Here is a 19,397-nt window from a genome sequence, read left to right as displayed (position 1 = left end):
GAATACAGTGAATTTTAACCCGCTAAAGCGGATTACATAAATGGAAAAGGTATGAAGAACTGGAGAACGCTTATTCTCGGATTGGTTGTCTGTGCCAATACCGCGTTCGCAGCACCACAAGAAGTTGATAAAGTTGCCGCAGTGGTTGATAACGGCGTCGTTTTGCAAAGTGACGTTGACGGTCTGTTACAATCCGTGAAACTGAATGCACAGCAGTCTGGGCAACAAGTTCCTGATGATGCGACGTTACGTCATCAGATTCTTGAGCGTCTGATCATGGATAATATCCAGTTACAGATGGCGAAGAAGATGGGCATTACTATCAGTGATGAAGCATTGGATAAAGCCATTGCTGATATCGCTGCGCAAAACCGCATGACTCCCGCTCAGATGCGTAGTCGTCTGGCTGCTGATGGCCTGAATTATGACACTTACCGCGAGCAGATCCGTAAAGAGATGCTGACTTCTGAAGTGCGTAACAACGAAGTACGCCGCCGAATAACTATCCTGCCACAGGAAGTTGAGTCACTGGCCAAACAAGTTGGGAACCAGACCAGCGGTGATGCTGAACTGAACCTCAGCCACATTCTTATCCCATTGCCAGAAAATCCCTCTCAGCAACAAGTTGATCAGGCTGAAGAGCTGGCTAACAAATTAGTCTCTGACATTAAAGGCGGCGCTGATTTTGGTAAATTGGCTATCGCCAACTCGGCGGACTCTCAGGCGCTGAAAGGCGGCCAGATGGGTTGGGGCAAATTACAGGAACTGCCTTCTTTGTTTGCTGAAAGATTACAAACTGCGAACAAAGGTGATGTTGTCGGGCCAATCCGTTCTGGTGTCGGTTTCCACATCCTGAAAGTAAATGATATCCGTGGTGCGGATAAGACCGTTTCCGTGACTGAAGTTCACGCCCGCCACATCTTGCTGAAACCTTCACCGGTAATGACCGACGATCAGGCTCGTGCCAAGTTAGCGGCAGCGGCGGCAGATATTAAGAGTGGTAAATCCAGCTTCGCCACTATTGCCAAAGAGATCTCTCAGGATCCTGGTTCTGCAATGCAAGGCGGTGATTTAGGTTGGGCATCACCAGATATTTATGACCCGGCGTTCCGTGATGCGCTGATGAAACTGCAAAAAGGTGAGATCAGTGCACCGGTTCACTCTTCTTTCGGCTGGCACTTAATTCAGGTTGTCGATACACGTCAGGTAGACAAGACTGATGCAGCACAGAAAGACAAGGCATACCGTATGCTCTTTAGCCGTAAATTTGCTGAAGAAGCTCAAACTTGGATGCAAGAGCAGCGTGCTGCTGCTTATGTAAAAATTCTTGATGGTAGTAATGCACAACCATAATAATCGTATTGTTATTACCCCCGGTGAGCCAGCCGGGGTCGGGCCCGATTTAGTCGTCGCCCTGGCTCAACAGGATTGGCCTGTTGAGTTAGTGGTGTGTGCCGATCCGGCCTTGCTACTTGCTCGGGCCCGTCAGCTTAATCTGCCTTTGCAGTTGCGTGAATATCAAGCCAGCAAGCCTGCGTTAGCGCAACAAGCGGGGTCACTGACTATCTTGCCGGTAAAAACGGCCACAGAAGTGATCCCCGGCAAACTCGACATCCAAAACAGCCACTATGTTGTGAAAACATTGGCTAAGGCTTGTGATGGCGCGATAAGCGGGGAATTTTCTGCATTGGTCACCGGCCCGGTACAAAAAAGTATTATCAATGATGCTGGCATCCCTTTTATCGGACACACCGAGTTTTTTGCAGATCGCAGCCTCTGCCCACGGGTAGTGATGATGCTGGCAACTGAAGAGTTACGTGTGGCATTGGCGACAACCCACTTACCTCTGCTGGCCGTACCTGGCGCAATCACTCAAGCTAGCCTGCATGAAGTGATCACCATTCTTGATAGTGACCTGAAAACCAAATTTGGCATTAGCCAACCACAGATTTACGTGTGCGGACTGAATCCTCACGCAGGTGAAGGTGGCCATATGGGCCATGAAGAGATCGATACCATTATTCCTGCACTAGATGCACTGCGTCAGCAAGGTATAAATCTTATCGGCCCTCTACCAGCAGACACCCTATTTCAGCCTAAATATCTACAACATGCAGATGCGGTTCTGGCGATGTATCATGATCAAGGATTGCCAGTGCTGAAGTATCAAGGGTTTGGCCGAGCAGTAAATATCACTCTCGGTTTGCCTTTTATCCGCACTTCTGTGGATCACGGTACCGCTTTAGAACTCGCCGCAACTGGTTCTGCCGATGTTGGCAGTTTCATTACGGCATTAAACTTAGCCATTAAAATGATAAATAACAGCAATGAATAATAGAGTCCACCAAGGGCATTTTGCCCGCAAACGCTTTGGACAAAACTTTTTAAACGATCAGTTTGTCATCGACAGTATTGTTTCTGCAATTCACCCCGTTCCTGGCGAAGCCGTAGTTGAAATAGGTCCCGGTTTAGGGGCATTGACTGAACCTGTTGCTGCGCGTATGGATCATATGACGGTGATCGAGCTTGATCGCGATCTAGCGGCTCGTTTAGCCAGCCATCCGCAACTGAAAGACAAGCTAACCATCCATCAACAAGATGCGATGAAAGTTAATTTTTCTGAGTTAGCAGAGCTTGCAGGGCAGCCATTACGTGTGTTTGGTAACTTGCCATACAACATTTCCACCCCGCTGATGTTCCATCTTTTCAGCTATACTGATGCTATTCGTGACATGCATTTCATGTTGCAAAAAGAAGTGGTTAATCGTCTGGTCGCAGGACCTAATAGTAAAGCGTATGGCCGACTGACGGTGATGGCGCAATACTATTGCAATGTTATCCCGGTGCTAGAAGTACCGCCAACGGCGTTTACCCCCGCGCCAAAAGTTGATTCGGCCGTGGTGCGCTTGATTCCGCATGTCAACATGCCGAATCCGGTTGGTGACGTTCGTATGCTTAGCCGCATTACCACGCAAGCATTTAATCAGCGCAGAAAAACCGTGCGTAACAGCTTAGGTGATCTATTCACTCCAGAGCAGTTAATCGAATTAGGTATTGACCCGATATTACGGGCAGAGAATATTTCGGTAGCGCAATACTGTAAGCTGGCTAACTGGCTTTCAGCTCAATCGACACCGCAAGAATAAGCAGGAGCACATTATGATTGAACAGCCCCGCGTTTGTGTACAGGTGCAGAGTATCTATGTGGAAACCCAGTCGATACCTGATGAAGAACGTTTCGTCTTCGCCTATACCGTGACGATACGCAATTTGGGTCGTTCAAATGTGCAACTGATTGGTCGTTATTGGTTAATCACTAATAGTAATGGCCGGCAGACTGAAGTTCAGGGTGAAGGTGTCATCGGCGAACAGCCGTTGATCCAGCCAGGTAATGAGTTTCAATACACCAGCGGTGCTGTACTGGAAACCCCGCTGGGTACCATGGAAGGGCATTATGAGATGGTTGATCACCTTGGTCAGCCCTTCCGTACTGCAATTCCGGTGTTCCGCTTAGCGATCCCAGCACTGATCCATTAACTCTGACCTTTCAACTATGTCTACTTATCTTATTGGCGATGTTCATGGCTGCCTCGATGAGCTGCTTGCGCTATTAGCACAGGTGAGCTTTGATCCGCAGCAGGATACTTTGTGGTTAACCGGTGATTTAGTTGCCCGTGGCCCAGCATCACTGGATGTTTTACGTTATGTCCGCTCATTAGGGCCTGCTGTTCGTATGGTTCTGGGTAACCATGACCTGCATTTACTGGCCGTTTATGCCGGTATCAGCCGTAATAAACCCAAAGATCGTATTACTCCACTGCTTGAGGCGCCGGATGCTGATGAGTTGATTAATTGGCTGCGTCGCCAACCGGTCTTACAAGTTGATGATGAATTAAAATTGATCATGGCTCATGCCGGGATAACACCTCAATGGGATATTGAAACCGCCCAAATGTGTGCACGTGAAGTGGAGGCGGTATTAAGTAGTGATAGCTATCCACTCTTCCTCGATGCCATGTACGGCGATATGCCGAATAACTGGTCACCAGAGCTATCCGGGCTAGCACGCTTGCGTTTTAGTACTAATGCACTGACTCGCATGCGTTTTTGTTTCCCGAACGGGCAGTTGGATATGATCTGTAAAGATACGCCAGAAAATGCCCCCGCTCCACTCAAGCCTTGGTTCGAGTTGCCAAGATTGGTCTCCCCTGACTATTCAATTATTTTTGGTCACTGGGCATCGCTGGAAGGGAAAGGTGTTCCTGAAGGTATTTATGGCTTGGATACCGGCTGTTGCTGGGGCGGCGATTTAACGCTGCTGCGCTGGGAAGATAAACGCTATTTCACACAGCATGCATTCAAAGTGGAAGCAGAAGTAAGTAACACTGATGAAATAGCAGCGGCAAAAGATCCCTTTAGTTATCTGTAATATACTGATAATTAGATGTTAAAAAATAAAGGCGCATAATATGCGCCTTTATTTTTGGTGACGTTCTTGTTTGAGGCAGACAGGTCTTATTTGGGATGGTAGCAATAATCAGCGGCGCTCAAGGATCTCAAAACAATAGCTGTGCGAGTTCGCTTCATCTGCGTCATGAAACTCACTGAATGTGCTTTCCCACTCATCCGGCTCATAGTCAGGGAAATGAGTATCCCCCCCTACTTCCGCATCGATATGGGTAAGATACATACGATTCGCGCGAGCTAAGAATTGCTTATAGACCCGTCCGCCCCCCATAACCATAACTTCTTCTACGTCGCCTGCGAAAGAGAGAGCTTCTTCAATTGACGTAGCCCAGGTCACGCGCTCTTCAGTACCCGGCTGGCTACTGATAACAATATTCAACCGCCCCGGCAAAGGACGACCGATTGATTCGAAGGTCTTACGACCCATAATTACCGGTTTATTTAACGTGTTACGTTTGAACCACGCTAAATCAGCCGGTAGGTGCCATGGCATGGCGTTTTCCATACCAATAACGCGATCCGCCGCCAACGCAGCGATCAGGCTGATAATCATTTTTAAACCCTGTAGGCTACAAGAGCCAGTACCGAAAAATTGCTCACACTATACGTAAAGCCTAATCAAGCGTCGATAGCGATAAGCAGGCTAATCACACATATAAGATTGCTCTTAGCCTGATACAAGAACAGAGCAGAAAAAAGTCTTATACACCAGGACGTTTGCGATATAACCATAATCCTGGCAAAGATAAACCAATCGACAACGCTCCAACAATAAATGACGCTTTCAAGAAATTGGTCACCATCGTGGACATTAACGCTTCGCTATAACCCAAGTGAGAAATCTCAACGACCGATATCATTGCGGTATAGGCGGAAATACCCGGAAACATAGGAATAACAGCCGCGACAGTGAAAACTTTTGGATGTGCCAGCAACCAGCGTGACCAGTTAATCCCGATGACGCCAATCATAATTGAAGCCAATAATGAAGCCAGCTCGATATTCATACCAAAATGGATCATTAACATACGCGAACCGTGCCCGACCGCTCCCAGTAATGCGCAGTAACGCAATGCCCGCACCGGCACATTAAATACCATAGCAAAACCCAGTGCCGGGATAGCCGCCAACACCATGTCTTGTAATAATGCCCAGAGTAAATTCATTACCACCCCCGCAATCCCCATAACGCCATCGCGAATATCACCCCAATACAGGTTGATAACGTTAATAAACTTGCCATCGCCCAACGGGCCAAACCGGTATTAACGTGGCCCTTAAACATATCGGCTACCGCATTAATCAACGGGAACCCAGGCACGAGTAGCAGTACGCTGGCCGCCATCGCCACGCTGGATGCTTCCTGGAAAAACGGTAAACGCATCAACAAACCGGATGCGGATGTGGCAACAAAAGCAGTGATGCAGAAATTAATCAGCGGATTCATATGATTAATCGTCAGACTCTGGCGAACAAACATCGCCAACCCACTGGCTAAAAAGCTAATGGAAAACGCATCCCAACCACCACCGTTTAATTTACTGAAACAGCCACAAGAGAGCGCCACCATCACAACGACCAGCCAGCGCGGATAACGCAGAGGTTTGATATGCTCGAAGCGTTTTTCCACATCTTTTGCATCCAATAAGCGATGCTCCGCCATAATCACAATATGCTGCACTTCAGTGACTACCTGCATATTGATGCCACGATCGGTATTTTTACGGGTAGATGTCAGGCAGTTACCTTCGCTGATAGTGGTCAACACGATTGCGTTAGCCGAGATAGAACTCTCAACGCTGTCCATCCCCAGAGCCATACCAAGCCGTGCAGATAGCTGCTCAACTAGCATACTTTCTGCCCCATGTTGCAACAGCATTAGGGCGCATTTGATGCACAATCGCGTAATCTCTCGCTGCTGTTGATGCGAAACATCACTGTTTATTACATTTTCCAGGCTCATATTCGTGCATCGCTATCCGTCAAAAAGTAAAAGACATCTGTTGCAATCCCATCACTACTGATAACCAAACCACCACAGATAACAAATAAGAATAATGCAGAGGGAGCCAAGTGGCGTTATGATCGCCAGACAGCACCACTATCACTCGGTAATCCTTATGCTTGAAACCTCTATATTTGTTGCCACCCTTGCTACCTTGGGCATGCTCTCCCCTGGGCCAGATTTCTTTCTGGTAATCAAAAATGCTGCCCGCTATCGCCGCCCCGCAGCCATGATGACAGCCCTTGGTGTAATTTTGGGTGTTGCGACACATATGTCTTATTGCGTGGCTGGCCTGGCAGTTGTTATCACTACCACACCATGGCTATTCAACCTGCTGAAATATGCCGGAGCCTGTTATTTGATCTGGATTGGTATCCAGGCACTGCTATCACGAGGAGATAGTAAGCTTAGTATCGATAACACTGCACAATATCCCGTCACGCTGAAAGCCGCATTCTTGCAGGGATATCTTTGCAATTTATTGAATCCCAAAGCGACTCTTTTCTTTCTCGCCGTTTTCACACAAATATTACAGATAGACTCCGGCGTGGGTGAGAAACTGTGGTACGCCTCAATCATCTGGCTACTGGCCGTTATCTGGTGGCCCCTACTGGTAATTCTGATTCAAAGTGCGCCCGTACGCCGCGGTTTGGCGAAAGTGCAAAAAGTTGTCGATAAATTACTGGGCGGCCTGTTGATCGGCCTGGGTATCAAAGTTGCATTAAGCTAGCTGCGCCGATTGTTAACGCCTGGCTATAAGCTACTATCCACAACCCGCACGAACATTGATCTTCACCAATATTGTTTATGAACAATACTATCGTTTATGAATAATACTTCTGCGCATAAAAAATACTGTTTATGCGGGTAAAAAGCGCGATTTTATAAATAGTAAGCATAAAAAAGGGCGATGTTTCCATCGCCCCCTTTCTTAGCGCCCAAATTAAGCTTTCATATTCTTAATCTTGGCATGCATTTCTTGTACTGAAATCACTTGCTCGGTAGGGTCCGCATTCAAAGCCATCGCGGTTGCGAAGCCACCATTCAAGGTAGTGTCGTAATGCACTTTATATTGCAAAGCACTACGGCGGATCAGTTTAGAATCTTCAATCGCCTGACGCCCTGCCGTTGTATTCACAATATAAGTATATTCGCCATTCTTGATACGGTCCTGAATGTGTGGACGGCCTTCATGTACCTTGTTGACTAAGCGTGGATTTATCCCTGCCTCGCCTAGAACCACCGCAGTACCGTGGGTTGCATCCAATTCAAAACCCTGTTTGAGCAACTTGGCAGCCAAGTCAACCACCCGGTGTTTATCTCCCTCACGAACCGATAACAGTGCGCGGCCACTCTTTTTCATACCAGATTGACTGCCCAACATGGCTTTAGAGAAAGCTTCAGCGAAGGTCCGGCCGACCCCCATCACTTCACCGGTAGAACGCATTTCTGGTCCTAAAATCGGATCCACACCTGGGAACTTGTTAAACGGCAATACCACTTCTTTTACCGAGTAATAAGGCGGGATAATTTCTTCCAGAATACCCTGCTCTGTCAATGACTGCCCCACCATCACGCGTGCGGCGATTTTTGCCAGTGGCATACCGGTGGCTTTAGACACAAATGGTACGGTACGGGCTGCTCGAGGGTTAACTTCAATCAGATAAACTTCGTTATTCTTTACGGCAAACTGCACATTCATTAAACCGCGCACGCAGAGTTCAAACGCCAGTTTTTCAACTTGTTGGCGCATCACATCCTGAATTTCTTTACTCAGGGTGTAAGCGGGCAATGAACAGGCTGAGTCACCGGAGTGCACCCCTGCTTGCTCAATGTGCTCCATAATGCCACCGATCAACACGCGCTCACCGTCGCAAATGGCATCAACATCCACTTCAACAGCGTCATCGAGGAAACGATCCAACAGCACGGGTGCATCGTTGGAGACACTCACTGCATTTTGGAAGTAGCGGCGCAAGTCAACTTCGTCATAAACGATTTCCATCGCGCGACCACCCAAGACATACGATGGGCGGACCACTAGCGGATAACCCAGACCCGTGGCTTTCTCTACGGCTTGTTCGATAGTAGCAACCGTCGCGTTCGCGGGCTGTTTCAAGCCCAGACGATTTACCGCCTGTTGGAAACGCTCACGGTCTTCTGCACGGTCGATAGCATCCGGGCTGGTACCGATAACAGGAACACCGGCAGCTTCCAGTTCACGTGCTAATTTCAATGGAGTCTGACCACCGTACTGCACGATAACGCCTTGCGGCTTCTCAATACGCACGATTTCCAACACATCTTCCAGGGTGACAGATTCGAAATAGAGGCGATCAGAGGTATCGTAGTCGGTCGAAACCGTTTCAGGGTTACAGTTCACCATGATGGTCTCGTAACCGTCTTCACGCAGCGCCAGTGACGCATGTACACAACAGTAGTCGAATTCAATACCCTGGCCGATACGGTTCGGGCCGCCGCCCAGTACCATCACTTTCGGACGATCACTGGTTGGGTTGGATTCACACTCTTCCTCGTAGGTTGAGTACATGTAGGCGGTATCGGTAGAGAATTCAGCCGCACAGGTATCTACACGCTTGTAAACCGGATGCAAACCCTGCTTGTAACGCAGCTTACGCACTTCACTTTCCGCCGCGCCGACCAATTTTGCCAAACGGGCATCGGCAAAGCCTTTGCGCTTCAACTGGCGCATAAAATCAGCATTCAGGCCATTGATACCGCACTCTGCCACGCTCTCTTCCAGACGAACCAACTCTTCAATCTGCACCAGGAACCAGCGGTCAACGTTAGTCAGATTGAAAACGCCATCAACCGACATGCCTGCACGGAAAGCATCGGCGATATACCAGATACGATCAGAGCCGGCCTCTTTCAATTCGCGGCGAATTTTTGTCAGTGCTTCTGGGTCATCCAAACTCACTTTCGGGTCAAAACCGGTCGCGCCCACTTCCAGACCGCGCAAGGCTTTTTGCAGCGATTCCTGCAAGGTGCGGCCAATTGCCATCACTTCGCCAACCGATTTCATCTGTGTGGTCAGACGGTCATTCGCACCGGCAAATTTTTCGAAGTTAAAACGTGGGATTTTGGTCACAACATAGTCGATAGATGGCTCAAAGGAGGCCGGCGTGCGACCACCAGTGATATCATTCATCAACTCATCCAGCGTGTAACCTACTGCCAGCTTGGCGGCAATTTTAGCAATCGGGAAGCCGGTTGCTTTAGAGGCCAGAGCGGAAGAACGGGATACCCGTGGGTTCATTTCGATAACAATCAAACGGCCATTTTTCGGGTTAACCGAGAACTGCACGTTGGAGCCACCGGTTTCTACGCCGATTTCACGCAGCACTGCCATCGAGGCATTACGCATGATTTGGTATTCTTTATCAGTCAGCGTCTGAGCTGGAGCAACGGTGATCGAGTCACCGGTGTGGATACCCATCGCATCGAAGTTTTCGATGGAGCAGACGATGATGCAGTTGTCGTTTTTGTCACGCACAACTTCCATCTCATACTCTTTCCAACCAATCAGCGACTCATCGATCAACAGCTCTTTGGTTGGCGATAAATCCAGCCCACGTTCACAAATCTCTTCAAACTCTTCACGGTTATACGCGATACCGCCGCCGGTGCCGCCCATAGTAAAGGAAGGGCGGATAATACAAGGGAAGCCCACATCAGCCGCTACGGCCAGTGCTTCTTCCATATTGTGCGCGATACCAGAACGTGCAGTGTCCAAACCAATTTTCTTCATCGCGATATCAAAGCGACGGCGGTCTTCTGCTTTATCGATAGCATCGGCAGTGGCACCAATCATGGTGACACCAAACTCAGCCAGAACGCCCTTGCGTTCCAGCTCCAGCGCACAGTTCAGTGCGGTTTGGCCACCCATAGTGGGCAAAACGGCATCTGGACGCTCTTTTTCAATAATTTTGCGTACCACTTCCCAGTGGATTGGCTCGATATAAGTGGCGTCGGCCATTTCCGGGTCAGTCATGATGGTTGCCGGATTGGAGTTCACCAGAATGACACGGTAACCTTCTTCACGCAGTGCCTTACAAGCCTGAGCCCCAGAGTAGTCAAACTCACAGGCCTGGCCGATAACGATTGGGCCAGCGCCCAGAATCAGGATGCTTTTTATATCTGTACGTTTTGGCATGGTTTGAGGCTCCTGATTATTTATTGGTATGGCTACTGTTACGGCTTGCAGTTGTTGCGCGGTAAGCTTCAATCAGTTCGATAAAGTGATCAAACAATGGCGCTGCATCATGCGGACCTGGGCTGGCCTCTGGGTGCCCCTGGAAGCTAAATGCGGCTTTATCTGTACGGTGAATCCCTTGCAGAGAACCATCGAATAAAGAAACATGCGTAGTCCGCAGGTTGGATGGCAATGTGGTTTCATCTACCGCAAAACCGTGGTTCTGTGCGGTGATCATCACGCAATCGGCATCTAAATCTTTCACCGGATGGTTGCCACCGTGGTGACCAAACTTCATTTTTACCGTTTTTGCACCACTGGCCAGCGCCAGTAATTGGTGGCCTAAACAGATGCCGAACACCGGAATGTCGGTTTCCAGAAAACGCTTAATGGCCGCGATAGCATAATCACATGGCTCTGGGTCACCTGGGCCGTTGGATAAGAAAATGCCATCTGGGTTCAGCTTCAGCACCTCTTCTGCCGGTGTCTGTGCCGGAACTACCGTCAGGCGACAGCCTCTATCCACCAGCATGCGCAGAATATTGCGCTTCACGCCGTAGTCGTATGCCACCACATGGAATGGCAAATCTTCTGGTGGCGTTGCCGCAGGTAAGTCACCTTCCAGAGTCCAGCTACCTTGCAACCAGTCATAACGCTCTTTCGTGCTCACTTCTTTTGCCAGATCCATCCCCTTCAGGCCCGGGAATGCTTTCGCCTTTTCTAGTGCTAAAGTGGCATCAGACAAGTCACCCACAATAATGCAGCCGTTTTGTGCCCCTTTCTCACGCAGCAAACGTGTCAGCTTACGCGTATCGATATCAGCAATCGCAACAATGTTGTGGCGCTTGAGATACTCAGCTAAGCCTTCTTCATTACGGTAGTTGCTGGCAATCAAAGGCAGGTCGCGAATAACAAGACCTTGGGCGTGTACTGCGGAGGATTCTTCGTCGGAAGCATTAGTGCCGACATTGCCGATATGAGGATAAGTAAGGGTAACGATCTGGCGGGAGTAGGAAGGATCAGTGAGGATTTCTTGATAACCGGTCATCGACGTATTGAAGACCACTTCCCCCACTGCCGTACCCTCTGCCCCGATGGCCCGACCGTGAAATTGGGTTCCGTCTTCGAGAACCAATAGCGCTGACTTAATCAAAACATCCTCCAAGGAATAAACAGTCACATTATTTGCATATTAATTCATATCTAGCGATCTAAATCAATGCAAAAACCGCCCTCAAAGCTAATTTTTGGCAAATTGGGCGCATTTTAATGATGAGTGACGCTTTTGTCTAGCCAAAGTGCCATTTTTTCTCTGTTTTTTACCGTTCTCATTAAAATGAGTGGATTATAGCGGTAAAAACACATGCTAACTTAACATAGTAAACGGTTGCGAGGTGTAGTGACTGAGAAATATCGTTCCAGAGCAGTAAAAATCAGAACCAATGACCAAGGAAGGGATTAAAAGACAAAAAAATAGACAAAAACATAGATAAATAAAGGTTATATCAATAATTATTGATGAAATAATTATTTATTAAAAAAAATAAAAAAGGACAATAAAATATTGCCCTGTTATCAAACGATTATGATAAAAACAACCACATCACTGGCTGTGCTTTACACCTTTAAAGTTCATTCAAATTCAATACATCACGCATATCAAACAAGCCATTATCCCGCATTGACACCCAAATAGCCGATTTAACCGCACCATTGGCAAAAGTCATACGGCTGGTCGCTTTGTGTGTGATCTCAACGCGCTCGCCAATATCAGCAAACATAGCCGTATGCTCTCCAACAATATCGCCAGCACGCACGGTTGCGAAACCGATAGTGCCGGGTTTGCGTTCGCCGGTATGACCTTCACGGATATAAACCGCGCAATCTTTCAGTGAACGCCCTAGTGAGTCAGCAATTGCCTCCCCCATCGCCAGCGCAGTACCTGAAGGTGCATCAACTTTATGCCGATGATGTGCCTCGATTATTTCGATATCGGTATAGTCGCCCATCACTTTCGCTGCCTTCTCTAGCAGCTTTAGCACCACATTAACCCCAACACTGAAATTGGCAGCGAACACAATAGCAATGTCCGTTGCCGCAGCCCTGATGGCTTCTTTACCTGCATCATCAAAGCCAGTAGTGCCAATTATCATCGCCTTACCATATTGACGACAAATGGCTAAATGCTCCAGCGTGCCTTCAGGCCGGGTAAAATCGATCAACACATCAAAATGATCAACTACGTCAGATAAATCATCACTTACTGTGATGTTTAACAACCCCGCTCCAGCCAGTTCGCCGGCATCGCTCCCCACTAATGTGGATCCGACACGTTCAACAGCAGCCCCCAGCACCACACCTTCAGTGTGAGTAATTGCCTGGATAAGTTGTCGGCCCATACGGCCACCCGCGCCGACAACAGCGATACGAATTGTTGAATCAGTCATACTTCCTCTCATATTGTGTCATCTACCCTGACCAAGGTTCAGATTAGCCGCCCGCTATGGACTCTGCCAGCCTATTTAATCTGTATTAGAAAAAAATGATATACGCATGCTTTTATCAGTGAAACCACTTAATTCCTTACATACCCGTCATACTTCAAGCTGCATGTGCGTTGACTGCGTTCGTTACTCGGCCCACCCTTGGGCCTCGCCTCGTTAAGGCCGCCGCAAGCCGCCTTCCTGCAACTCGAATTATTTAGGGTAAAATACTCGGAAACACTTCATCTGGCATAGTGCGGTTATTTCGCATATTCATGCAGTTATGGTGAAATACACCCATAAAAAAGCAGCCACTGAGGGCTGCTTTTTAACGCTGAAGCACGATATCAATCAGTCGATCTGTTTTACATCGACACGTAATTCTTTAGGTACTTCGAAGACGATACTCTCTTCACGGCCACTAAGTTCGATAGACCCACCAGCACCGAGAGCTTGCAAGCGCGCAATAACTTGCTGCACCAGAATATCGGGAGCAGATGCGCCAGCGGTAACACCGATACACGCAGCCCCCTGTAACCATAACTCTTGTATATCGGCCGCTGAATCAATGAGATAAGCAGGCTTACCCATCCGCTGTGCCAACTCAGCCAACCGATTAGAGTTAGAGGAGTTTTTCGAGCCAACCACTAAGACCACATCGGCATCATTAGCCAGATTGCGCACCGCCTCTTGCCGGTTGGTCGTGGCATAGCAGATATCATCTTTGCGTGGACCGACAATCTTCGGGAAACGCTGGTGTAAGGCATCGATAATTGCAGAGGTATCATCAACCGACAAGGTCGTCTGTGTCATAAAACACAGATTGTTCTCATATTTAACCTGCAAAGCCCATACATCATCAGGTGATTCAACCAGATACATCCCCCCTTTCGGGTTGCTGTATTGCCCCATGGTACCCTCCACTTCCGGGTGACCGGCGTGGCCTATCAAGATGGCTTCTTTACCCTTGCGACTAGCACGTGCGACTTCCATATGAACTTTGGTCACCAATGGGCAGGTTGCGTCAAACAGCATAGTAAGCTTGCGCTCACGAGCTTCTGCTCGCACAGCCTGCGACACGCCATGGGCCGAGAAAATCAGAATAGAGCCATCTGGCACTTCTGAAATCTCCTCGATAAAGATAGCACCACGTTCACGCAAGCTATCAACCACATAACGGTTGTGTACCACTTCATGGCGCACATAAATTGGCGCGCCATACATTTCGATCGCGCGTTCAACAATACTGATAGCCCGATCAACTCCGGCACAAAAGCCGCGTGGATTAGCCAGCAATATCTGCATGCATTGCCTCCTGTTGCGGGTCAATCTCCAACACTTCAATTTCAAAGCTAATGGAATGCCCTGCCAACGGGTGATTAAAATCAACAGTAATAGACTCTTCCGCCACTTCCCGCACCACACCTGGCATTTCACTGCCATCACGGGAGGTAAATAGCATAATAGTACCGGCATCTGGCACGCCAGTTTGAGCAAAGTCACGCTGGGTGAAGTACTGAATCAAATCAGGGCTTTCCAAACCAAACGCATCTTCAGGTTGTAAAGTGAAAGCATGCTTATCACCTACTTTCAAACCAATTAACTGCTGCTCAAGTGCATCAGAAAGGCTGTCATCACCTAAACGAAACAGCGCAGGTTTACCGTGAATATGTGTTGATTCCGCCGTTGAACCATCTTCCAGTTTCAGAATGAAGTGCACCAATACGGCGCTTTTGTCTTGTATAACATGGTCTTGTACAAAATGGTCTTGTACTTGATTAGCTGGTACACGCTCGGACATCTCATTCACCTTTATTCATGGCCGTTTTTTCAGCAGGGCTTAAAAAACCCTCAAAGATAACCAACGCAGCACCGATACAGATAGCGGTATCGGCGATGTTAAAGGTTGGGAAATGCCAGTTATTGACGTGGAAATCGATAAAATCGATCACCGCACCATGCACCATGCGATCAAATAAGTTACCTAATGCCCCACCAATAATCAGAGCATAAGCACAATTGAGCAGGCGTTGTTTGGCAGTAGAGCGATACATCAGCACCATTAATACCACTGAAATACCGATAGCTATGCCCGCAAAGAACCAACGCTGCCAGCCACTTTTATCGGCAAGGAAGCTAAAGGCTGCGCCAAAATTCTGTGCGTAGGTCAGGTTAAAAAACGGGATCACCGGCACTGACTCATACAGGGCAAAGTGGGTCATGACCCACTGTTTGCTGCTGAGATCCAAAATAACCACCAATACCGCCAGCCATAACCAGCGCAATCCGGTCGAACAAATAGGTTTACTCATTAGGCGAACTTACGCTCTTCACCGTCTCCGGCAACGTTAGTGACACAGCGGCCGCACAATTCAGCATGTTCCGCTACCAAACCGACATCTTGAGTGTAATGCCAGCAACGCGGGCACTTCTCACCATCAGCCTTATTAAAGGTGATTTTCAGCCCGGCAATCAACTCACTTTGCAGCGCATCATCACCCGCATCAGCATAAGGGGCAACTTTCGCAGCGGAGGTCAACAGCACAAAACGCAATTCATCTTGCAAACTGTTCAATCGCGCAGCCAGTTCAGGTTCGGCGAACAAGGTAACTGCCGCCTCCAATGAACCACCGATACGCTTATCACTACGGGCCTGCTCTAACACCTTGTTGACTTCGCCACGGACTTTTAACAGCTCGGCCCAGAAAGTATCGTTCATACTTTCATCACCCGCCAACCCGAACAGACCGTCATACCACTCTTCGGTGAAGACATACTGTGGACGACTGCCTGGCAGTTGGTTCCAGATCTCATCTGCGGTAAAGGACATAATAGGTGCCATCCAGCGCACCAATGCTTCTGCGATATGGAACAACGCAGTCTGGCAACTGCGGCGGGCAACACTGTCGCCTTTCGCGGTGTACTGGCGGTCTTTAATGATATCCAAATAGAAGGATCCCATTTCAACCGAGCAGAACTGCATCAAGCGCTGCACCACCAAGTGGAAATCGTAACTTTCGTACGCTGCCATGATCTCAGCTTGAGCTGCCTGGGCACGGCCGACTGCCCAGCGGTCCACTACTACCATATCTTCCGGTTTCACCTGATGCAGCGCAGGATCAAACCCATTTAGATTCGCCAGCAAGAAGCGCGCAGTGTTACGGATACGGCGATAAGAGTCAGCAGAGCGTTTCAGGATTTCGTCAGAAACCGCGATCTCACCGGTGTAATCGGTTGATGCCACCCACAGACGCAGAATGTCACCACCCAGTTTGTTCATCACATCTTGCGGGCTGATCGTGTTACCGATGGATTTGGACATTTTGCGCCCTTGCCCATCAACGGTAAAACCATGGGTCAGCACTTGGCGATAAGGCGCTTTGCCTTTCATCGCGGTTGCTATCATCAGTGAAGACATAAACCAGCCACGGTGTTGATCAGAACCCTCCAGGTACATATCCGGGCTATGACCACCAAATTCAGGACGCACGTCAACCACCGACGAATGAGTTGAACCGGAGTCAAACCATACGTCCAAGGTGTCTGGCACTTTGGTGTAATCGGCGGCATCAGCACCGAGGATTTCCGCAGGATCCAGATCCCACCATGCCTGAATACCGTCTTGCTCAACGCGTTTGGCGACTTCTTCCATCAGCTCAGTGCTACGTGGATGTAGTGCTTCAGTCTCTTTGTGCACAAACAGGGACATCGGCACGCCCCAAGTACGCTGACGCGAGATACACCAATCAGGGCGGTTTGCCACCATGGTTTCGATACGCGCCTGACCCCAATCGGGGATCCATTGCACGCCTTTAATCTCTTCCAGCGACTGCTTACGCAGGCCTTTCTGATCCATGCTGATAAACCATTGTGGTGTAGCACGGAAGATAATAGGTGTTTTATGACGCCAGCAGCACGGGTAGCTGTGAACCAGTTTTTCAACTTTCAGCAGTGCGCCTTTTTCACGTAGCAGCTCAACAATCACATCGTTGGCTTTAAAGACGAACATGCCGTCCAGAGTAGGATACGTCCCCGCCAAATAACAGCCATTCGGACCAACCGGGTTGGCAACTTCTAAACCGTATTTCTGACCGATAACAAAGTCATCCGGGCCGTGACCAGGTGCTGTGTGAACTGCACCAGTACCGGCATCCAGTGTAACGTGATCACCTAAAATTGCCGGCACATCAAAGCCCATAAACGGATGATTGAAACGCAGCAGTTCCAAATCAGAGCCTTTGCAGCTCCCCAATACCGCCCATTCAGCAATCCCTGCGCGCTTCATGACGCTTTCAACCAGCTCTTCTGCCAGAATCAGGCATTCGCCATTGACCTGGACAAGTTGGTAAATGTATTCAGCATTCAGTGAAATCGCACGGTTAGCGGGCAAGGTCCACGGAGTTGTCGTCCAGATAACCAGTGAAATCGGGCCGTTAATCGCCGAAACATTAAATTTGGCGGCAACAGCCGCTACATCGACGGCATTAAAGCGCACATCGATAGAAGGTGAGGTTTTATCGTAATATTCAACTTCTGCTTCAGCCAGTGACGAACCGCAATCGGTACACCAATGCACTGGCTTCGCGCCTTTGTGCAGGTGGCCGTTATCAATGATTTTGCTTAATGCACGAATGATATTGGCTTCAGTTTTGAAATCCATCGTCAGATAAGGATGGTCCCAATCGCCCAATACTCCCAGGCGGATGAAGTCTTTCTTCTGGCCTTCAACCTGTTCAGCAGCATATTTACGGCAGGCAGCACGGAACTCTGCGGCACTGACTTTCTCGCCCGGCTTACCAATTAACTGTTCAACTTTTAACTCGATCGGCAAACCATGGCAGTCCCACCCTGGAATATAAGGGGAGTCGTAACCCGCCATTCCTTTCGATTTAACAATAATGTCTTTGAGAATTTTGTTAACAGAGTGACCAATGTGAATGTTGCCGTTCGCATAAGGAGGGCCGTCGTGCAAAATAAAGGTTTTTTTACCTTTCTTGGCCGTACGAATAATCCCGTACAGATCCTGCTCATACCAACGTTTCAGCATGTCAGGTTCACGCTTAGCCAGATCGCCGCGCATCGGGAACCCTGTTTCAGGCAAGTTCAGGGTATTCTTGTAGTCACTCATTAGATTCTCGGTTCCGTTTCGGCTAGAAATATTAAACCGGTGTCTTTAGCCCGAAAAATGTTCGGGCCGTCACCACATCATGGGCGATTTGCTGCTTCAGGGCATCGAGCGAAGCAAAACGCTGTTCGTTGCGCAGTTTCGCGCGGAGCACCACGTCAATATGGCACCCATAAAGATCCATAGTTACATCCAGCAGATGAACCTCTAGTTGCTGGCGAACACCAGCAACGGTAGGCCGGGTACCAATATTGGCAACTCCGGGTAATGGCTTTGGACCCAAGCCATACACATCAACCGCATACACTCCTTTCACCGGAGCGACTAAACGTTTTAATGGCAAATTCGCCGTGGGGAAACCAATCGTACGCCCCAGTTCATCACCATGAACCACTCGGCCGGAAATGCTATAGGGGTGGCCAAGCAACGCCTCAGCCAACACCAAATCGTCATTATAAAGTGCCTGACGAATTGCGGTGCTGCTAATGCGTAACCCACCATCACAAAAGCTATCTGTGCTGATAACATCGAAACCAAATTCAGCACCGGCTTGCTGTAACAGTTGAAAATCCCCCTGACGCTCTGCGCCAAAGCGGAAGTCATCACCAACAGTTAAAAACTTAACACCCAACTTCTCTACCAGCAACTGAGCAACAAAAGCTTGCGCAGTATTAGCTGCAAAACGCGGATCAAATTTTACGCACAACAGATAATCAACGCCGGCCTCAGCCAGATATCTGGCTTTATCCCGCAGGCGCGTTAGCCTTGCTGGTGCTTTGTCCGCTGCAAACAATTCCAGTGGTTGCGGTTCAAATATCATAACCATTACGGGCAAACCCAAGCGCTGACCTTCACACTTTAGCTGCTCCAATAAGGCCTGATGTCCACGATGGACACCATCAAAGTTACCGATAGTTAGCACGCAACCATGGTGGCGTGCCCGGATATTATGTATACCGCGAATTAGCTCCATAGCTGGCTCAAAACAGTGGAAATCGCCGGATTATACCTTGTACAGCCGTTAAGGTTAACCCGCGATTGGCACCTTTAACCGAAAGTCATACCATTTTGCCAATATTGTGCAGGTAAAATCCCTTTTAC

General features: G+C 48.7%; 17 protein-coding genes. 6 read left to right on the top strand and 11 right to left on the bottom strand.

Annotated features, from left to right (window positions below):
- Nucleotides 1-51: 51 nt before the first annotated feature.
- Genes surA through apaH form a run of 5 tightly spaced genes read left to right on the top strand, consistent with a single transcriptional unit; the run spans nucleotide 52 to nucleotide 4,429 of the window.
- Nucleotides 52-1,353 (top strand): peptidylprolyl isomerase SurA, encoded by a 1,302-nt coding sequence (gene surA / locus ACWJJO_RS03595; protein ID WP_083160586.1) that lies wholly within the window; start codon nucleotides 52-54, stop codon nucleotides 1,351-1,353.
- Nucleotides 1,340-2,335 carry a 4-hydroxythreonine-4-phosphate dehydrogenase PdxA gene (gene pdxA / locus ACWJJO_RS03590; RefSeq protein ID WP_420073040.1) on the top strand — a complete coding sequence of 332 codons (996 nt, stop codon included), beginning with the start codon at nucleotides 1,340-1,342 and terminating at the stop codon, nucleotides 2,333-2,335. The genes surA and pdxA overlap by 14 nt, the downstream gene beginning before the upstream one ends.
- A complete protein-coding gene (rsmA, locus tag ACWJJO_RS03585) occupies nucleotides 2,328-3,146 on the top strand; it encodes a 16S rRNA (adenine(1518)-N(6)/adenine(1519)-N(6))-dimethyltransferase RsmA (protein WP_083160590.1) in 819 nt (272 codons plus the stop codon). Before pdxA ends, rsmA begins: the two co-directional genes overlap by 8 nt.
- Nucleotides 3,147-3,159: 13 nt before the next feature.
- On the top strand, nucleotides 3,160-3,537 hold the full coding sequence (apaG, locus tag ACWJJO_RS03580; protein ID WP_083160592.1) for a Co2+/Mg2+ efflux protein ApaG: 378 nt from the start codon (nucleotides 3,160-3,162) through the stop codon (nucleotides 3,535-3,537).
- A 16-nt stretch (nucleotides 3,538-3,553) separates the two neighbouring features.
- A complete protein-coding gene (gene apaH / locus ACWJJO_RS03575; RefSeq protein WP_083160594.1) occupies nucleotides 3,554-4,429 on the top strand; it encodes a bis(5'-nucleosyl)-tetraphosphatase (symmetrical) ApaH in 876 nt (291 codons plus the stop codon).
- 108 nt (nucleotides 4,430-4,537) lie between these two features.
- Here apaH and folA read toward each other — a convergent pair whose 3' ends face one another.
- The 3 genes from folA to ACWJJO_RS03560 form a co-directional block, all read right to left on the bottom strand.
- Nucleotides 4,538-5,020 carry a type 3 dihydrofolate reductase gene (gene folA / locus ACWJJO_RS03570; RefSeq protein WP_481090647.1) on the bottom strand — a complete coding sequence of 161 codons (483 nt, stop codon included), beginning with the start codon at nucleotides 5,018-5,020 and terminating at the stop codon, nucleotides 4,538-4,540.
- Between the two features lie 148 nt (nucleotides 5,021-5,168).
- Nucleotides 5,169-5,633, bottom strand: coding sequence for a threonine/serine exporter (locus ACWJJO_RS03565; RefSeq protein WP_193784728.1), 465 nt, complete (start codon nucleotides 5,631-5,633; stop codon nucleotides 5,169-5,171).
- Entirely contained in the window at nucleotides 5,633-6,430 is a 798-nt protein-coding gene (locus ACWJJO_RS03560; RefSeq protein WP_083160598.1) for a threonine/serine exporter family protein, read from the bottom strand. The genes ACWJJO_RS03565 and ACWJJO_RS03560 overlap by 1 nt, the downstream gene beginning before the upstream one ends.
- Nucleotides 6,431-6,587: 157 nt before the next feature.
- Here ACWJJO_RS03560 and ACWJJO_RS03555 point away from each other — a divergent pair, with 157 nt between their 5' ends.
- The gene (locus tag ACWJJO_RS03555) at nucleotides 6,588-7,202 is read left to right on the top strand and encodes a LysE family transporter (protein ID WP_083160600.1); all 615 of its coding nucleotides are present in this window, start codon (nucleotides 6,588-6,590) and stop codon (nucleotides 7,200-7,202) included.
- Nucleotides 7,203-7,415: 213 nt separating this feature from the next.
- Here ACWJJO_RS03555 and carB read toward each other — a convergent pair whose 3' ends face one another.
- The 8 genes from carB to ribF form a co-directional block, all read right to left on the bottom strand.
- Nucleotides 7,416-10,649 (bottom strand): carbamoyl-phosphate synthase large subunit, encoded by a 3,234-nt coding sequence (gene carB, locus ACWJJO_RS03550; protein WP_372568657.1) that lies wholly within the window; start codon nucleotides 10,647-10,649, stop codon nucleotides 7,416-7,418.
- Between the two features lie 16 nt (nucleotides 10,650-10,665).
- Complete coding sequence (gene carA, locus ACWJJO_RS03545) at nucleotides 10,666-11,841, bottom strand: glutamine-hydrolyzing carbamoyl-phosphate synthase small subunit (protein ID WP_083160602.1); 1,176 nt, start codon at nucleotides 11,839-11,841, stop codon at nucleotides 10,666-10,668.
- 472 nt (nucleotides 11,842-12,313) lie between these two features.
- Nucleotides 12,314-13,135: a 4-hydroxy-tetrahydrodipicolinate reductase gene (gene dapB / locus ACWJJO_RS03540; RefSeq protein ID WP_481090646.1), complete on the bottom strand. Its 822-nt coding sequence runs from the start codon at nucleotides 13,133-13,135 to the stop codon at nucleotides 12,314-12,316.
- 387 nt (nucleotides 13,136-13,522) lie between these two features.
- Nucleotides 13,523-14,476 carry a 4-hydroxy-3-methylbut-2-enyl diphosphate reductase gene (gene ispH, locus ACWJJO_RS03535; protein WP_481090645.1) on the bottom strand — a complete coding sequence of 318 codons (954 nt, stop codon included), beginning with the start codon at nucleotides 14,474-14,476 and terminating at the stop codon, nucleotides 13,523-13,525.
- Nucleotides 14,457-14,972 carry an FKBP-type peptidyl-prolyl cis-trans isomerase gene (gene fkpB, locus ACWJJO_RS03530; protein WP_193784729.1) on the bottom strand — a complete coding sequence of 172 codons (516 nt, stop codon included), beginning with the start codon at nucleotides 14,970-14,972 and terminating at the stop codon, nucleotides 14,457-14,459. The genes ispH and fkpB overlap by 20 nt, the downstream gene beginning before the upstream one ends.
- Before the next feature lies 1 nt (nucleotide 14,973).
- Complete coding sequence (gene lspA / locus ACWJJO_RS03525; protein WP_083160608.1) at nucleotides 14,974-15,483, bottom strand: signal peptidase II; 510 nt, start codon at nucleotides 15,481-15,483, stop codon at nucleotides 14,974-14,976.
- Nucleotides 15,483-18,299 (bottom strand): isoleucine--tRNA ligase, encoded by a 2,817-nt coding sequence (gene ileS, locus ACWJJO_RS03520; protein ID WP_083160610.1) that lies wholly within the window; start codon nucleotides 18,297-18,299, stop codon nucleotides 15,483-15,485. Before ileS ends, lspA begins: the two co-directional genes overlap by 1 nt.
- Before the next feature lie 31 nt (nucleotides 18,300-18,330).
- On the bottom strand, nucleotides 18,331-19,269 hold the full coding sequence (gene ribF, locus ACWJJO_RS03515; RefSeq protein ID WP_083160612.1) for a bifunctional riboflavin kinase/FAD synthetase: 939 nt from the start codon (nucleotides 19,267-19,269) through the stop codon (nucleotides 18,331-18,333).
- Between the last annotated feature and the right edge of the window lie 128 nt (nucleotides 19,270-19,397).

The sequence above is a fragment of the Yersinia antarctica genome, assembly GCF_056636475.1.
This window is presented reverse-complemented; position numbering and strand designations above follow the sequence as displayed.

Bases quoted from the DNA above. Each gene is read 5' to 3' on its own strand.
- carB (WP_372568657.1), bottom strand. From the start codon at position 10,649: ATGCCAAAACGTACAGATATAAAAAGCATCCTGATTCTGGGCGCTGGC.
- pdxA (WP_420073040.1), top strand. From the start codon at position 1,340: ATGCACAACCATAATAATCGTATTGTTATTACCCCCGGTGAGCCAGCC.
- ispH (WP_481090645.1), bottom strand. From the start codon at position 14,476: ATGCAGATATTGCTGGCTAATCCACGCGGCTTTTGTGCCGGAGTTGAT.
- folA (WP_481090647.1), bottom strand. From the start codon at position 5,020: ATGATTATCAGCCTGATCGCTGCGTTGGCGGCGGATCGCGTTATTGGT.
- dapB (WP_481090646.1), bottom strand. From the start codon at position 13,135: ATGACTGATTCAACAATTCGTATCGCTGTTGTCGGCGCGGGTGGCCGT.
- ACWJJO_RS03560 (WP_083160598.1), bottom strand. From the start codon at position 6,430: ATGAGCCTGGAAAATGTAATAAACAGTGATGTTTCGCATCAACAGCAG.
- surA (WP_083160586.1), top strand. From the start codon at position 52: ATGAAGAACTGGAGAACGCTTATTCTCGGATTGGTTGTCTGTGCCAAT.
- ribF (WP_083160612.1), bottom strand. From the start codon at position 19,269: ATGGAGCTAATTCGCGGTATACATAATATCCGGGCACGCCACCATGGT.
- apaH (WP_083160594.1), top strand. From the start codon at position 3,554: ATGTCTACTTATCTTATTGGCGATGTTCATGGCTGCCTCGATGAGCTG.
- ACWJJO_RS03555 (WP_083160600.1), top strand. From the start codon at position 6,588: ATGCTTGAAACCTCTATATTTGTTGCCACCCTTGCTACCTTGGGCATG.
- apaG (WP_083160592.1), top strand. From the start codon at position 3,160: ATGATTGAACAGCCCCGCGTTTGTGTACAGGTGCAGAGTATCTATGTG.
- fkpB (WP_193784729.1), bottom strand. From the start codon at position 14,972: ATGTCCGAGCGTGTACCAGCTAATCAAGTACAAGACCATTTTGTACAA.
- ileS (WP_083160610.1), bottom strand. From the start codon at position 18,299: ATGAGTGACTACAAGAATACCCTGAACTTGCCTGAAACAGGGTTCCCG.
- ACWJJO_RS03565 (WP_193784728.1), bottom strand. From the start codon at position 5,633: ATGAATTTACTCTGGGCATTATTACAAGACATGGTGTTGGCGGCTATC.
- lspA (WP_083160608.1), bottom strand. From the start codon at position 15,483: ATGAGTAAACCTATTTGTTCGACCGGATTGCGCTGGTTATGGCTGGCG.
- rsmA (WP_083160590.1), top strand. From the start codon at position 2,328: ATGAATAATAGAGTCCACCAAGGGCATTTTGCCCGCAAACGCTTTGGA.